The organism is Falsiroseomonas sp. CW058, assembly GCF_050563535.1.
GTDB lineage: Bacteria > Pseudomonadota > Alphaproteobacteria > Acetobacterales > Acetobacteraceae > Falsiroseomonas.
The window spans coordinates 334,915-348,286 of sequence record NZ_JBNXUO010000001.1 but is presented as its reverse complement, the minus strand read 5'-3'; the positions used below and the strand labels follow the sequence as shown (position 1 = coordinate 348,286).

Annotated in this window: 12 protein-coding genes; 3 read left to right on the top strand and 9 right to left on the bottom strand. The window is 73.0% G+C overall.

Translation table 11 applies throughout. The features are described from left to right. Nucleotides 1-111 precede the first annotated feature (111 nt). Complete coding sequence (locus tag ACK8OX_RS01665; protein ID WP_430662171.1) at nt 112-1,059, top strand: TylF/MycF/NovP-related O-methyltransferase; 948 nt, start codon at nt 112-114, stop codon at nt 1,057-1,059. Between the two features lie 34 nt (nt 1,060-1,093). Here ACK8OX_RS01665 and ACK8OX_RS01660 read toward each other — a convergent pair whose 3' ends face one another. After that, on the bottom strand, nt 1,094-3,439 hold the full coding sequence (locus tag ACK8OX_RS01660; RefSeq protein ID WP_430662170.1) for a xanthine dehydrogenase family protein molybdopterin-binding subunit: 2,346 nt from the start codon (nt 3,437-3,439) through the stop codon (nt 1,094-1,096). A 129-nt stretch (nt 3,440-3,568) separates the two neighbouring features. Here ACK8OX_RS01660 and ACK8OX_RS01655 point away from each other — a divergent pair, with 129 nt between their 5' ends. Then, nucleotides 3,569-4,231, top strand: coding sequence for a TetR family transcriptional regulator (locus tag ACK8OX_RS01655; RefSeq protein WP_430662169.1), 663 nt, complete (start codon nt 3,569-3,571; stop codon nt 4,229-4,231). Nucleotides 4,232-4,301: 70 nt separating this feature from the next. On the opposite strand, the gene pal is transcribed toward ACK8OX_RS01655, so the two are convergent. The 8 genes from pal to gatC form a co-directional block, all read right to left on the bottom strand. After that, the gene (gene pal / locus ACK8OX_RS01650) at nt 4,302-4,820 is read right to left on the bottom strand and encodes a peptidoglycan-associated lipoprotein Pal (RefSeq protein WP_430662168.1); all 519 of its coding nucleotides are present in this window, start codon (nt 4,818-4,820) and stop codon (nt 4,302-4,304) included. Nucleotides 4,821-4,924: 104 nt separating this feature from the next. Beyond that, the gene (locus ACK8OX_RS01645; RefSeq protein WP_430662167.1) at nt 4,925-5,632 is read right to left on the bottom strand and encodes an ABC transporter ATP-binding protein; all 708 of its coding nucleotides are present in this window, start codon (nt 5,630-5,632) and stop codon (nt 4,925-4,927) included. Continuing rightward, nucleotides 5,629-6,423, bottom strand: coding sequence for an ABC transporter ATP-binding protein (locus ACK8OX_RS01640; protein ID WP_430662166.1), 795 nt, complete (start codon nt 6,421-6,423; stop codon nt 5,629-5,631). The genes ACK8OX_RS01645 and ACK8OX_RS01640 overlap by 4 nt, the downstream gene beginning before the upstream one ends. Continuing rightward, a complete protein-coding gene (locus tag ACK8OX_RS01635; protein WP_430662165.1) occupies nt 6,420-8,261 on the bottom strand; it encodes an ABC transporter permease in 1,842 nt (613 codons plus the stop codon). The genes ACK8OX_RS01640 and ACK8OX_RS01635 overlap by 4 nt, the downstream gene beginning before the upstream one ends. Before the next feature lie 35 nt (nt 8,262-8,296). Then, nucleotides 8,297-9,499, bottom strand: coding sequence for an ABC transporter substrate-binding protein (locus tag ACK8OX_RS01630; protein WP_430662164.1), 1,203 nt, complete (start codon nt 9,497-9,499; stop codon nt 8,297-8,299). 105 nt (nt 9,500-9,604) lie between these two features. Further along, nucleotides 9,605-11,053 (bottom strand): Asp-tRNA(Asn)/Glu-tRNA(Gln) amidotransferase subunit GatB, encoded by a 1,449-nt coding sequence (gatB, locus tag ACK8OX_RS01625; RefSeq protein ID WP_430662163.1) that lies wholly within the window; start codon nt 11,051-11,053, stop codon nt 9,605-9,607. Then, nucleotides 11,050-12,531 carry an Asp-tRNA(Asn)/Glu-tRNA(Gln) amidotransferase subunit GatA gene (gatA, locus tag ACK8OX_RS01620; RefSeq protein ID WP_430662162.1) on the bottom strand — a complete coding sequence of 494 codons (1,482 nt, stop codon included), beginning with the start codon at nt 12,529-12,531 and terminating at the stop codon, nt 11,050-11,052. Before gatA ends, gatB begins: the two co-directional genes overlap by 4 nt. Next, on the bottom strand, nt 12,531-12,827 hold the full coding sequence (gene gatC, locus ACK8OX_RS01615) for an Asp-tRNA(Asn)/Glu-tRNA(Gln) amidotransferase subunit GatC (protein ID WP_430662161.1): 297 nt from the start codon (nt 12,825-12,827) through the stop codon (nt 12,531-12,533). The genes gatA and gatC overlap by 1 nt, the downstream gene beginning before the upstream one ends. A 67-nt stretch (nt 12,828-12,894) precedes the next feature. Between gatC and ruvX the strand changes: the two genes are divergently transcribed. Beyond that, nucleotides 12,895-13,368, top strand: coding sequence for a Holliday junction resolvase RuvX (ruvX, locus tag ACK8OX_RS01610; RefSeq protein WP_430662160.1), 474 nt, complete (start codon nt 12,895-12,897; stop codon nt 13,366-13,368). Nucleotides 13,369-13,372 lie beyond the last annotated feature (4 nt).

Genomic DNA, 13,372 nt, shown 5'->3' with positions numbered 1-13,372 from the left:
CGGAATCCCCGCGGAATCGCGCAATGTTCCGGGCCGCGCGCGCAACTGTGTGCATCGCGCCCCGCCCCCGGCCGCGATACTGCGTCCGTCCAGGCATGGAGCCGCCCGCGCATGTTGAAACTCGTCCGGCGTGTCGCGACGCGGCTCGCCCGGGACAATGCCCTTCACGGGCGCGTCGATGCGCTCGAAGAGAGGCCACAGCATGCCGCGCTGGTGGAACAGTTGTCCGCACGCGTCGCGGAGGTCGAGCGGCGGCTGGAGGAACGCGACCGGGCCGCGGCGCTCGCAGCCCGCGTGAAGGAACTGGAGGAAGCGGTCTTCTGGCGCGGCGCGCTGTTCTACAAGGCGTTCGAGGTCGCGGGCCTGTGGGGCGACTACGTCGAGTTCGGGGTCTATTCGGGCGCCACGATGTCGAATGCCTGGTGGTGCGCGAAGCGCCACCTTGACCTGTTCGCCTCAGGCGCCTGGGACCATTCGCTGGCTGGTGACAGGGACGCGACGAAGCGCGCCATCGCCGATTCGTTCCGGCGCATGCGTTTCATCGGCTTCGACAGCTTCGAAGGCATCCCGCCCGCCGCGCCCGGGGAGAATGCCGGCCCCTTCGCCGCCGGCACCTATGCGGCGGCCGAGGAGGTGCCGCGCGGGCATCTCGCCAGGACCGGGGTGGACATGGGGCAGGTGCATTTCGTGAAGGGCTTCTTCAACGAGACCTGCACGCCGCAGACGGCAGCCGCGCTCGGCCTGCGGGAGATCGCGGTGCTGCACATCGACAGCGACCTCTATTCCTCCGCCTTGACGGCGCTGGATTTCTGCACGCCCTTCCTGCGCGACGGCAGCGTCGTGATCTTCGACGAGTGGTTCCAGTTCAATGGCAGCCCGGTCGAGGGCGAGCAGCGGGCCTTCGCCGAGTGGCGCGAACGCAACCCCGACTGGAACGCGCAGGAACTCGCCCGGGAAGCGACAAGCCGCATGGGCTTCGTGCTGAACCGCCGGCGCCCGGCTGACCGCGCAACCGGGGACGGTGCGGGCGGGGCCGGGAACCCCTCCGCCGCCGGCTGACCGGGACATCCGGTCGCACCGATGAGGGCGGCTGTCAGCCCCCGCCCTGCATCGCGCGCCAGACGCGTTCCGGCGTCGCGGGCATGTCGAGATGCGGCACGCCGACGGCATCGGCGATGGCCGCCATCACCACCGGCAGCGCGCCGACCGTCCCGGCCTCCCCCGCGCCCTTGGCGCCGAGCGGGTTGTTCGGCGTCGGGTGGTGGTTGCCCAGCACCTCGATCATCGGCAGGTCGGCGGCGCGCGGCATGGCGTAGTCCATGAAGGAGGCCGAGAGAAGCTGCCCGCTGTCCGGGTCGAAGCGGATCTCCTCCATCAGCGCCTGGCCCAGCCCCTGCGCCACGCCGCCATGGATCTGGCCCTTCATCAGCAGCGGGTTGATGACCGTGCCGACATCGTCGACGACGAGGTAGCGCGTGACCGCGACCTCCCCCGTCTCCTCGTCCACTTCCGCCTCGCAGACATGGCAGCCGTTCGGGAAGGTGGCCTCCGGCGCCGCCACCATGGCGAGAGCGGAGAGGCCCTTCTCCTCGCCCGGCGGCAGCGCGCCGGGCGCGTAGGCGCTTCGGGCCACCTGCTCGATCCGCACGGCGCGGTCGGTGCCGGCCACGCGGAAGCTGCCGGCCTCGAACTCGATGTCGGCCTCGGCCGATTCCAGCAGATGCGCCGCGATCCGCTTGCCGCGTGCCACGATGCGGTCCGCCGCGGCGCGCAGCGCGGTGCCGCCGGCCGCCACGGAACGGCTGCCGAAGGTGCCGCGGCCATGCGGCAGCGCATCGGTGTCGCCGAGCGCGACGCGGATGCGCGACCACTCCAGCCCCAGCATCTCCACCGCCATCTGGCGGAACACCGTCTCATGCCCCTGGCCGTGGTTGTGGCTGCCGAGCAGCAGGGTCGCGCTGCCGTCGGAATGGAAGCGCACTTCCGCGCTTTCCTCGTTCACCGCGCGGAAGGGGCCGGCCGCGATCTCGATGGCGTTGGCGATGCCGATGCCGAGCCGCCGGCCGCGCGCCGCCGCCGCCGCGCGCCGCGCCGGGAAGCCCGCCCAGTCGGCGGCGTCCAGCGCCTTGCGCATCCCCTCGGGGAAGTCGCCGCTGTCATAGGTGAAGACCAGCCCCGTGCGGAAGGGCATCTGCTCCGGCCGGATGAGGTTGCGGCGGCGGAGCTCCACGCGGTCGATGCCGATCCGGGCGGCCGCCACGTCGATCACGCGTTCCACCGCATAGGTCGCCTCCGGCCGGCCCGCGCCGCGATAGGGCAGCACGGGCGGCGCGTTGACGAAGACGCCGAGCGTCTCGGCGAAGATCGCCGGCGTGCGGTACACGCCGGCCAGCCCGCCGAGGTTGTTGGTCGAGGAATGCGGCGTCATCAGCGCCAGGTAGGCGCCGAGCGCGGCGACGGTGCGGATGCGGAGCGCGAGGAAGCGCCCCTCCGCGTCCAGCGCCAGTTCCACCGTGCTGTCGTTGTCGCGCGCATGCGCCTCCCCGGCCAGCACCTCGAAGCGGTCGCCGGTCCAGCGCACGGGGCGGCCCAGCTTCCGCGCGGCCCACATCAGCACGGCGTGTTCCGCCATCGGGTTGCTGCGCAGGCCGAAGCCGCCCCCCATGTCGCCGGCGACGACGCGGATCTGCGCGGGCGACGCCTTCAGCACCGGCGCGATGGTGTCGCGCAGGCCGTGCGGCTGCTGCGTGCCGGTGCGCAGCGTCCAGCGTTCCTCGGCCGCGTCCCATTCGGCCAGCGCGGCGCGCGGCTCCATCGGGCTGGCGCTGACGCGGGTGATGCGGAAGTCGAGCGAGACGCGGTGCGCGGCGCGGGCGAAGGCGGCCTCCACCGCCGCGGCGTCGCCCTGGGTGAAGCGGAAGCAGAGGTTGTCGTCGCAGAGCCCCGGCCAGACCGCCGGTGCGCCGGGCGCGAGCGCGGCGGGGCCGGAGGTGACGGCGGGCAGCGGGTCCCATTCCACCTCCAGTACCTCCGCCGCGTCGCGCGCCGCGGCGCGGGTGGTGGCGATGACGGCGGCGACGGGGTCGCCCACATGGCGGGCGGCCCCGTGCGCCAACGGCGGATAGGGCGGGCGCGGCATGGGCGAGCCGTCGGGCCGGTTGCGGGCCACGACGCAGGGCAGCGTGCCGAGCCCTTCGGCCTGCCAGTCCGCGCCGGTCAGCACGGCGACCACGCCCGGCACCGCGCGCGCCGCCACCGCGTCGATCGACACGATGCGCGCATGGGCGTGCGGCGAGCGGAGGAAGGCGCAGTGCAACGCCCCGTCCGCCCGCAGGTCGTCGGTGTAGCGGCCAAGCCCGCGCAGCAGGCGCAGGTCCTCGACGCGCCGGACCGGGCGGCCGATGCCGAGGTCATGGGCGCTGGCGGCGTGGTCCGGCATGGGTCCTGGTCCCTGGACGTCGTGGTTCCTCCGCCCCCGGTTACCCAAGCGGGGCCGCGCCGTCCATCCGCCCGCGGGGATGCGGCGGCGCGCGCCGCGTGGCAGGATTGGACGCACCGGAGAGTGAAGATGCCCGCCGACGCCGCGCCAGAGCCCGCCCCCTCCCCCCCTGCGCGCCGCCCGCGCGACGCGGGGGCGACGCGCCGCGCCATACTCGACGCCGCCTTCGCCGAGTTCACCGAGAAGGGCTATGCCGGCGGGCGGGTGGACGACATCGCCGCGCGCACCGCCATGTCGAAGCGGATGATCTACTACTACTTCGGCAGCAAGGAGGGGCTCTACGCCGCGGTGCTGGAGGAAGCCTATGGCGCGATGCGGGACGCCGAGGCCGCGCTGCACCTCGACGCGCTGCCCCCGGCGGAGGCGATGCGGCGGATGGTGGAGGTGACCTTCGACCACCACGCCGCGAATCCCGGCTTCGTGCGCCTCGTCGCTGTGGAGAACATCCACGGCGCGCGGCAGGTGATGGCGACGCCCGGCATCAGGGAACGCAACGCCACCGTGATCGGCCGCGTCTCCGCCCTGCTCGCGCGCGGGGAGGCGAGCGGGGTGTTCCGCAGGGGCGTCGACCCCTTCGACCTCCACATGCTCGTCTCCTCCTTCTGCTTCTACCGCATCTCGAACCGCCACACGCTTGGGGCGATCTTCGGGCGCGACCTGACGGCGCCGGAAGTGGCGGCGCGGCAGCGGGAGATGATGGTGAACGCGGTGATGCGCTACCTCGCGCCCTGAAGCCCGGCACGCCCCGGTCCGCGATGGACGGACCGGTCCATCCAGCGCGGACCGGGGTGGCGCCCGCGGTTCAGCGCACCGTGGTCACCGCGCGGCGGTTGCGCGCCCATGCCTCGGCGTTGGAGCCGAGTTCCGCCGGCCGGTCCTTGCCGAAGGAGATGGTCTGCACCCGCGTGCCGGCGACGCCGTTGGAAACGAGGATGTCGCGCGCCGTGTTGGCGCGCCGCTGGCCGAGGGCGAGGTTGTATTCGCGCGTGCCGCGTTCGTCGGCATGGCCCTCGATGGTCACCGTCACCTGGCGGTAGCGGTTCAGCCATTCGGCCTGCCGGCGCAGCACCTCGGTCTGGTCGGCGGCGAGACGGAAGCTGTCGGTGGCGAAGAAGACGCGGTCGCCCACCGAGGCGACGAGGTCCTCCTGCGAGCCCGGCCGCGCCGACCCGGTGCCGGACCCCGGCAGGCCGCTGCGGCCGACGCCATCGGCCAGCGCCGCATCGCCGCGCCCGGCCGCATTCGCATCCGACCCGCCGGAGGAGGAGCACGCCCCGAGGGCGAAGGCGAGTCCGAGGACCGCAAGGGAGACAAGACGCATCGACGACATCCGATCGCTGGAGTGGGCAGGGCGCCTTCCCCATCGTCTCGCCGCCCGCAAAGCACAAGGCCGCGTGGCGTTCGATCCGCAGGCGCGGCGATCCGCTACACCGCCAGGAGCCGCGACCGCAACGCCCCATCCTCCCCAAGGTCGGCCATCGGGCCGGACCAGCGCATCGCGCCGCGTTCCAGCACCAGCGCCCGGTCGGCGACGGCGGCCGCGAAATCCAGGCTCTGTTCCGCCAGCAGCACGGCGATGCCCTCGGCCTTCATGCGCAGCACCGCCTCTGCCATCTGCTCCACGATGACGGGGGCCAGGCCCTCGGACGGCTCGTCCAGCAGCACGGCATCCGGGTTGCCCATCAGCGTGCGGGCGATGGTCAGCATCTGCTGCTCCCCGCCCGACATCGCCTCCCCCCGCCGGGTCCGCATCGCGGCAAGGTTGGGGAACAGCCCGGCGAGGCGTTCGAAGGTCCAGGGCGGCCGGCCGTCGCGCGGCGGGCGGCGGCCGACCTCCAGGTTCTCCGCCACCGTGAGGTCGGGAAAGATGCGCCGGTCCTCCGGCACGTAGCCGAGCCCGGCGCGCGCGATGCGATGCGCCGGCCAGCCGGTCACCTCGGCCCCTCGCAGCCGCACGCGGCCGCCGCGCGGCGGCACCAGCCCGATGATCGCCTTCAGCGTGGTGGACTTGCCCGCGCCGTTGCGGCCGAGGAGCGCCAGCACCTCGCCTGGCGCGAGGGCGAGGTCGATGCCGAACAGCACCTGCGCCGGGCCGTAGCCGGCGGCGAGGCCCTCCACCTCCAGCAGCGTCATGCCGCGCCCCCGCGCCCCGCCGGCCGCCCGGCGCGGGACGCCGCGCGCAGCCCGGCGGCGCCCAGATAGGCGCGCTGCACTTCGGGGTTGGCGCGCACCGCCTCGGGCGGGCCATCGGCGATGATGCGGCCCGACAGCAGCACCAGGATGCGGTCGGCATGGGCGAAGACCGCGTCCATGTCGTGTTCGGTGAACAGCACGCCGATCCGCTCCTCCCGCGCCAGGGTCGCGACCAGGCGCATCAGCCCGGCGCGCTCGGCCGGCGCCATCCCCGCCGTCGGCTCGTCCATCAGCAGCAGGCGCGGCGCGGCGGCGAGCGCGATGGCAAGCTCCACCCGCTTCACGTCGCCATAGGCGAGTTCGGCGACCGGCCGGTCGGCCTCCGCCGCCAGGCCGAGGCGGTCGAGCAGCGCCATCGCCTCGGCGCGGAACAGCGCGGCCTCGCGCCGCCACAGGTCGAAGGCGTGGCCGTGATGGACCAGCAGCGCCAGGCGCACATTGCCCAGCACGCTGGCGCTGGCGAAGGTCTGGGCGACCTGGAAGGTGCGCCCCATGCCGCGCCGCGCCAGCGCGCGCGGGGGCAGGCCGGTGACATCGGCGCCGTCCAGCGCGACGCGCCCGGAATCCGGCGCAAGCTGGCCGCCGATCATGTTGAAGACCGTGCTCTTGCCCGCGCCGTTCGGGCCGATCAGCGCCAGCATCTCGCCGGCTGCGAGCGAGAGCGACACGTCGCGCGCCGCGGTGACGCCGCCGAAGCGCCTGGTCAGGCCGCGCGCGACCAGCAGGCTCATCGCCGCCGCCCGATGCCGGCCAGCCCGCGCGGGAAGGCCAGCACCATCAGGATGATCGCCAGCCCCAGCAGCAGCCGCCAGTAATCCGTCAGCGGCATCGCCAGGTCCTTGATGCCATGCAGCGCCGCGGCGCCCGCCAGCGGCCCCAGCACCGCCTGGATGCCGCCCAGCAGGATCATCGCCAGCAGGTCCACCGACATCGGGATGGACAGCAGCGTCGGGTCGATCGAGCCCTTGGAGAAGGCGTAGATGCCCCCCGCCAGCCCCGCGGCCCCGCCCGCGATGGCGAAGGCCAGCCGCCGCGCGGCCCGCAGGTCCACCCCGATCGCCTCCGCCCGCATCGGCGCGTCGCGCGCCGCGCGCAGCACCGCGCCGAAGGGCGAATGCAGGATGCGCCACAGCGCCCAGATGCCGCCCAGCGCCAGCACCGCCGCCAGCATCAGGTAGGCCTGGCGCGACTGCGCCCAGGCGCTGGGCCAGACGCCGACGATGCCGTTGTCCCCGCCCGTCAACTCGACCCACTGGAAGGCGACCGCATGGGCGATCTGCGCCACCGCCAGCGTCAGCATCGCGAGGTAGATGCCCGAAAGCCGCACCAGCACGCTGCCGACCGCCAGCGCCAGCACCCCCGCGAGGAGCGGCGCGGCGGGGATGGCAAGCTCCATCGGCAGGCCGAGCCGCGTAACCAGCAGCGCCGCCGCATAGGCCCCCGCGCCGAACCAGGCGGCGTGGCCGAAGCTGACCAGCCCGGCATTGCCCACCAGGAAGTTCAGCGAGAAGGCCGCCAGCGCGAAGACCACCACCTCGGTCGCGACCTTGCGGGCATAGTCGTCGCCGAAGGCGGCGACGGCGACGAGGGCCGCCACCGCGGCCGCCAGCAGCAGCCGCGCAGGCCAACCCATCGGCCGCGGCTCCCATATGCCCTCGGGGTTCGCGACCCGGTGGCCCGCCGGCTCGGGCCGGCCGAGCAGCCCCCAGGGCCGCACCACCAGCACCGCCGCCATCAGCAGGAAGACCAGCACCAGCGTGATCTTGGGGAAGGCCAGCACGCCGAAGGCCTGCAACTGCCCGATCAGCAGCGCGGCCAGGAAGGCGCCCGGCACCGACCCCATGCCGCCGATCACCGTCACCACGAAAGCCTCCGTGATGACCGACAGGTCCATCGCGGGGGACGCCGACAGCCGCGGGATCTGCAGCGCCCCGCCGAGCCCCGCGAGAGCGGTGCCGAGGAACAGCGTCGCGGTGAACAGCTTCGCCTGGTTCACGCCGAGCGCCGCCACCATCTCCCGGTCGCGGGTCGCGGCGCGGATCAGGATGCCGAAGCGCGTGCGCGTCATCAGCAGGTGAAGGGCGGCGAGCAGCGCCGGCCCGATGGCGATCAGCACCAGGTCATAGGCGGGGAAGCGCTGGCCCATGATCTCCACGCCGTGGCGCAGCCCGGGCGCGCGCGGCCCGGGGATGTCCACCGGCCCCCACAGCGCCACCACCAGGTCCTGCACGATCAGCACGACGCCGAAGGTGGCCAGCAGCTGGAACAGCTCCGGCACGCGGTAGATGCGCCGCAGCAGCGCCACCTCCATCGCGACCCCGAGCAGCCCGACGACAAGCGCCGAGACCAGCACGCCGGCGAAGAACAGCGCCGGCGAACGGTCGAACTCCAGCAGCCAGGGCACCACCGTCACCGCGACATAGGCGCCGAGCATGTAGAAGGAGCCATGCGCGAAGTTGACGATGCGAGTCACGCCGAAGACGAGCGTCAGCCCGCTCGCGATCACGAAGAGCGAGGAGGCGGTCGCCAGGCCCGAGAGCGACTGGACGAGGAGGAAGCCGGGGTCCATCGCGGGTCAGGCCGCGCCGCCTGCGACCGGCGGCATCAGTCCCGGCGCGCCGCGCGCACCTCGGCCTCGGGGAACATGTGGTTGGCACCGTCCTCGTAGCGCCAGTTGCGCATCGCGCCCTGCCGCCCGCGCAGCACCGTCTCGCCCACCCAGGCGCCGAGGGTGGACTGGTTGTCGAGCCCGCGCATCGTGACCGGGCCCGCGATGGTGTCCGTCCGCAGGTCCTCGAGCGCCGCGACCATCGGCTCCGTCTCCGCGCTGCCGGCCCGGTCCAGCATCGCCGCGATCATCTGCACCGTGACATGGCCGAGCAGCGAGCCGAGCCGCGGCGTGTCGTTGAAGCGCGCGCGGTAGGCGGCGACGAAGGCGCGGTGCGCCGGCGTCTCGATCGCGTCCCAGGGATAGCCGGTGACGATCCAGCCCTCCGGCGTCTCGTCGCCCAGCGTCATCAGGTATTCGGGCTCGCCGGTCAGCAGGCTCAGCACCAGGCGGCGCTCGAACAGGCCGCGGGTGTTGCCCTCGCGCACGAAGGGGTTGAGGTCGGCGCCGAACAGCACGTTGAAGATCGCATCCGGTCGCGCCTGCGCCAGCGCGCCGACGGTCGCGCCGGCATCGACGCGGCCGAGCGCGGGATACTGCTCCACCACCACCTCGGCGCCCGGGATGACGCCGGGCAGCAGGCGCTTGAAGGCGGCCGCCGCGGACTGGCCGTATTCGTAGTTCGGCGCGACGATCGCCCAGCGCCGCGCGCTGCGGCCGCGCGCGGCCTCCACCAGCATGCGCGTCTGCATGAAGGTGGAGGGACGGATGCGGAAGGTGAAGCGGTTGCCCTGCGCCATGGTCAGCGCGTCCGTCAGCGGCTCCGTCGCCAGGAACAGCCGCCGCCGCTGGTTCGCCAGGTCGGAGACCGCCAGCGCGACGTTGGAGAGGAAGGTGCCGGCGATGAAGGCGACGCCCTCGCGCGTCAGCAGGTCCTCGGCCACCCGCACGGCGTCCCCCGGCGTCGCGCCGTCGTCGCGGAAGACCAGCTCCATCCGCCGCCCGCCCATCACGCCGCCGGCGGCGTTCACCCCTTCCGCCGCCAGCTGCATCGCGTTCCGGTACGGCACCGCGAAGGCGGCCATGCGACCGTAGGAGTTCAGCTCGCCGATCCGGATCGCGGCCGGCTGGGCGCGGACCACCGGCGCGGCGAGGACGAGGCCGAGTGCGGGCAGGGCGCGGCGGGGCAGGCGGAGCATCGGCGTTCTCGATCCCTTGTCGGGACTAAGAAAGGACGCCGGGGGCGGGAGGGCAAGGGTCAGGCGGTCACAGCCCGCCCCGCCCGTCCCGCCGCGCGGCGTGCGTCAGCCCAGCAGCTTCTTCACCACCTCGTTCACCAGGGCCGGGTTTCCCTTGCCCTGCATCGCCTTCATGGTCTGGCCGACGAAGAAGCCGAACAGCTTGTCCTTGCCGGACCGGTATTCCGCCACCTTGTCGGCGTTCCGCGCCAGCACGTCGGCCACCGCCGCCTCGATCGCGCCGGTGTCGGTCACCTGCTTCAGGCCGCGTTCCTCGACGATGGCGGCCGGGGCCTTGCCGGTCTCCAGCATGATCTCGAACACGTCCTTCGCGATCTTGCCGCTGATCGTGTTGTCGGCGATCAGGTCCAGCAGCCCGCCCAGGTCCTCCGCCGTCACCGGCGGGTCGGCGATGTCGCGCTTCAGGCGGTTCAGTGCCGCGAAGAAGTCGCCGGTCACCCAGTTGGCGGCCAGCTTGGCGTCGCGGCCACGCGCCACCGTCTCGAAGAAGGCGGCCGTCTCCTTCTCCAGCGTCAGCACATGCGCGTCATAGGGCGTGAGGCCCATGGCGACGTAGCGCGCACGGCGGGCATCGGGCAGTTCCGGCAGGCTGGCCTTCAGCGCATCCACCCAGGACTGCTCCAGCACCAGCGGCGGCAGGTCGGGCTCGGGGAAGTAGCGGTAGTCGTGCGCGTCCTCCTTCGACCGCATGGAGCGGGTGACGCCGCGCGCGGTGTCGAACAGGCGCGTTTCCTGCTCGACCGTGCCGCCTTCCTCCCAGACCTCGATCTGGCGCCGCGCCTCGGCCTCCACCGCCTGCATGACGAACTTCACGCTGTTGACGTTCTTCACCTCGCAGCGGGTGCGGTAGCCTTCGCCCGCGCGGCGGACGGAGACGTTGACGTCGGCCCGCATCGAGCCCTCGTCCATGTTGCCGTCGCAGGTGCCGAGGTAGCGCAGGATCTGCCGCAGCTTCGTCAGGTAGGCGCCGGCTTCCTCGGGCGAGCGCATGTCGGGCTCGGAGACGATCTCCATCAGCGCGACGCCTGAGCGGTTGAGGTCGATGAAGGACTTGGTCGCGTGCTGGTCGTGCAGCGACTTGCCGGCATCCTGTTCCAGGTGCAGCCGCGTGATGCCGATGGTCTTGGTGCTGCCGTCGACGAGCGTGATCTCGACCGCGCCCTCCCCGATGACGGGATGGGCGTACTGGCTGATCTGGTAGCCCTGCGGCAGGTCGGCGTAGAAGTAGTTCTTGCGGTCGAAGCGCGACCACAGGTTGACCCGGGCGTTGAGGCCGAGCCCCGTGCGCACCGCCTGCGCCACGCATTCGCGGTTGATCACCGGCAGCATGCCGGGGAAGCCGGCATCCACGAAGCTGACCTGCGCGTTCGGCTCCGCCCCGAAGGCGGTGGCCGCGCCGCTGAACAGCTTGGAGCGCGACAGCACCTGCGCGTGGACCTCGAGCCCGATGACGAGTTCCCAGGGGCCGCTGCGGCCCTCGATCGTGTAGCTCATGCGCGGATCCCCGGAAGGGCCGTGAAGTTCGCCGCGCGCTCGATCGCGGCGCCGACGCCGAACACCGTCTCCTCGTCGAAGGGCCTGCCCACCACCTGCAGGCCGAGCGGCAGTCCCTGCGCGTCGAGCCCCGCGGGCACGGCAAGGCCCGGCAGCCCGGCCAGGTTCGCCGTCACGGTGAAGACGTCGTTGAGGTACATCGTCACCGGGTCGTCCTGGCGTTCGTCCATGCCGAAGGCGGCGGAGGGCGTGGCGGGGGTGACGATGGCGTCCACCTTCCCCCAGGCCTGCTCGAAGTCGCGGCGGATCAGGGCGCGGACCTTCTGGGCCTTCAGGTAGTAGGCGTCGTAGTAGCCGGCGGACAGCACATAGGTGCCGATCATGATGCGCCGCCGCACTTCCTGCCCGAAGCCGGCCGCGCGCGTGCGCTCGTAGAGGTCGCGCAGGTCGCTGCCCGGCTCTGCGACGCGCTGGCCGAAGCGCACGCCGTCATACCGCGCGAGGTTCGATGACGCCTCGGCCGGCGCCACGATGTAGTAGGTGGGCAGCGCGTATTTCGTGTGCGGCAGGCTGATGTCGACCGTCTCGGCCCCCTGGTCGCGCAGCCAGTCCAGGCCCTGCCGCCACAGCGCCTCGATCTCCGGCGGCATGCCGTCCAGGCGGTATTCCCTCGGCACGCCGATCCGCAGCCCCTTCACCGGGCGCGCGCAGGCGGCGGCGAAGTCCGGCACGGGCATCTCCGCGCTGGTCGCGTCCTTCGGGTCGAAGCCCGCCATGGACCGCAACAGGATCGCGCAGTCCTCCACCGTGCGCGCCACCGGCCCCGCCTGGTCGAGCGAGGAGGCGAAGGCGACGATGCCGAAGCGCGAACAGCGGCCGTAGGTCGGCTTGATGCCGGCGATCCCGCAAAGCGCCGCCGGCTGGCGGATGGACCCGCCGGTGTCGGTCGCCGTCGCGCCGAGCGCGAGCCGCGCCGCCACCGCCGCCGCCGACCCGCCGGAAGACCCGCCCGGCACCAGCCGCGTCCCGGGGTCGTTCGCGCGGGACCACGGGTTCTCCACCGGCCCGAAGGCGCTGGTGGTGTTGGAGGAGCCCATGGCGAACTCGTCGAGGTTCACCTTGCCGAGGAACACCGCCCCGTCGCGCAGCAGGTTGCCCGAGACGGTGGATTCGTAGGGCGGCACGAAGCCGTCGAGGATGCGGCTGCCCGCCGTCGTCCGCACCCCCTCGGTGCAGAACAGGTCCTTGATGGCGAGCGGCACGCCTTCCAGCGGTCCCGCCCGCCCCGCGGCGCGGCGCGCATCGGATGCCCTTGCCGCCTCCAGCGCCTTCTCCGCGGTCACCGTGATGAAGGCGTTCAGCCGCGGGTTCAGCCGCGCGATCGCGTCGAGATGCGCCTCCGTCAGCTTGACGGAGGTCGTCTCGCCGGTGGCGAGCGCATCGAGCGCGCCGCGCAGCGTGTGGTCGGTCGGGCGCATCACTCCACCACCTTCGGCACGCCGAAATACGCGCCCTGGCGATCGGGCGCATTGGCCAGCACGGCATCGGCGATCCCGCCGTCGGTCACCGCGTCGTCGCGCATCCGCATGGCGGGCTGGCCCGCGGGCGCGCCGCCGGCCATCGGCTCCACGCCATCCGTGTCCACCTCCCGCAGCTGCTCGATCCAGCCGAGGATGCCGTTGAGCTCGGCCTGCATGCGGGCGACCTCCGCATCCTCCAGCCGGATGCGGGCGAGCGAGGCGATACGCTTCACCGTGGCGGTGTCGAGCGACATGGTCCGGGCGAGGTCCTTGGATATCAATGCATTGCCTGGCGGCAGGGCGCGGACCATAACGGCGTGCATGGCGGTCTTCAACCTGACTGACTTGCGGGCGGCCCTGCCGCGGGGGACGAGGCTGATCGGGCTCGACCCCGGGGCGAAGCTGATCGGGCTGGCGCTGAGCGACGTGTCGCTGATGCTGGCCAGCCCCTACGGCACGCTGAAGCGCGGCCGCATGTCCGCCACCGCGGCGGAGCTGGCCGCGATCGCGCGGAAGGAAGGCGCCGGCGGGCTGGTGGTGGGGCTGCCGCTGTCCATGGACGGCTCCTTCGGCCCGGCGGCGCAGGCGGCCAAGGATTTCGGCCGGGACCTGGCGGCGGCGGCGGGGCTCGACGTCGCCTTCTGGGATGAGCGGCTGTCGAGCGCGGCGGTGAACCGCGCGATGATCGCCGCCGACCTGTCCCGCGCGAAGCGCGCGGAGCGGGTGGATGCGGCGGCGGCGGCCTGGATGCTGCAATCCGCCCTCGACGCCACCGCCCCGCGCGGGGCGCCGTAGGCCG

Coding starts and splice junctions, on each gene's coding strand:
- ACK8OX_RS01665 (WP_430662171.1), top strand. CDS start 112: ATGTTGAAACTCGTCCGGCGTGTCGCGACGCGGCTCGCCCGGGACAAT.
- ACK8OX_RS01660 (WP_430662170.1), bottom strand. CDS start 3,439: ATGCCGGACCACGCCGCCAGCGCCCATGACCTCGGCATCGGCCGCCCG.
- ACK8OX_RS01655 (WP_430662169.1), top strand. CDS start 3,569: ATGCCCGCCGACGCCGCGCCAGAGCCCGCCCCCTCCCCCCCTGCGCGC.
- pal (WP_430662168.1), bottom strand. CDS start 4,820: ATGCGTCTTGTCTCCCTTGCGGTCCTCGGACTCGCCTTCGCCCTCGGG.
- ACK8OX_RS01645 (WP_430662167.1), bottom strand. CDS start 5,632: ATGACGCTGCTGGAGGTGGAGGGCCTCGCCGCCGGCTACGGCCCGGCG.
- ACK8OX_RS01640 (WP_430662166.1), bottom strand. CDS start 6,423: ATGAGCCTGCTGGTCGCGCGCGGCCTGACCAGGCGCTTCGGCGGCGTC.
- ACK8OX_RS01635 (WP_430662165.1), bottom strand. CDS start 8,261: ATGGACCCCGGCTTCCTCCTCGTCCAGTCGCTCTCGGGCCTGGCGACC.
- ACK8OX_RS01630 (WP_430662164.1), bottom strand. CDS start 9,499: ATGCTCCGCCTGCCCCGCCGCGCCCTGCCCGCACTCGGCCTCGTCCTC.
- gatB (WP_430662163.1), bottom strand. CDS start 11,053: ATGAGCTACACGATCGAGGGCCGCAGCGGCCCCTGGGAACTCGTCATC.
- gatA (WP_430662162.1), bottom strand. CDS start 12,531: ATGCGCCCGACCGACCACACGCTGCGCGGCGCGCTCGATGCGCTCGCC.
- gatC (WP_430662161.1), bottom strand. CDS start 12,827: ATGTCGCTCGACACCGCCACGGTGAAGCGTATCGCCTCGCTCGCCCGC.
- ruvX (WP_430662160.1), top strand. CDS start 12,895: ATGGCGGTCTTCAACCTGACTGACTTGCGGGCGGCCCTGCCGCGGGGG.